The 470-nt window shown below is 50.9% G+C and carries 1 protein-coding gene; it reads left to right on the top strand.

Annotation, left to right across the window (positions count from 1 at the left end; all coding sequences use genetic code 11):
- The first annotated feature begins 160 nt into the window (after positions 1 to 160).
- Complete coding sequence (locus Tanf_RS15000) at positions 161 to 313, top strand: hypothetical protein (protein WP_161794926.1); 153 nt, start codon at positions 161 to 163, stop codon at positions 311 to 313.
- Positions 314 to 470: the final 157 nt, after the last annotated feature.

Here is a 470-nt window from a genome sequence, read left to right as displayed (position 1 = left end):
GCAGAAATAATTGGCATGCGGTGGAACTCAATGACGAAGGGGAGGAAGGTGAGACTGCAGGGTCGAAGAAACATACAAGGGAGAACGGCAGTCGGAGAAGAAAGGGCGAGCAATACAAACAGGGAGAATACAGGGTGTGAAGAACGAAGAAATCAAACAAATGGCCGAACGGCAGAAAGGAGTAGGGGAGGCAATGGATAATGCGGTGGAAGAGAAGGGGAAGGAAGGAAGGAAGGGAAAGAAGGGACCGGGAAGAGAAAAGCAAAAGGGAAGAAGGAGAGACGAGGAAGAGGAAGGGACAGTAGAAGAGTAAGGGTAGGAGGAAGAGAGGGAAGAAGGAGGAAGGAGGAGGAAGTCATAAGGGGATGAGGGAGAGGATGAAGGGAGGTGAAAGGTAGATAAAAAGAAGATGCGGGAAGAGAGAAAGGAAGAGAGGGAGAACGAAGGGAGGGGAGAGAGGGGAAAGAGGG

This window comes from Tannerella forsythia (genome assembly GCF_001006485.1).
In the GTDB taxonomy this organism is placed as follows: Bacteria; Bacteroidota; Bacteroidia; order Bacteroidales; family Tannerellaceae; genus Tannerella; species Tannerella forsythia.
The sequence above is the reverse complement of the archived record's forward strand: the minus strand, read 5'-3'. Positions and strand labels throughout refer to the sequence as shown.

Bases quoted from the DNA above. Each gene is read 5' to 3' on its own strand.
- Tanf_RS15000 (WP_161794926.1), top strand. From the start codon at position 161: ATGGCCGAACGGCAGAAAGGAGTAGGGGAGGCAATGGATAATGCGGTG.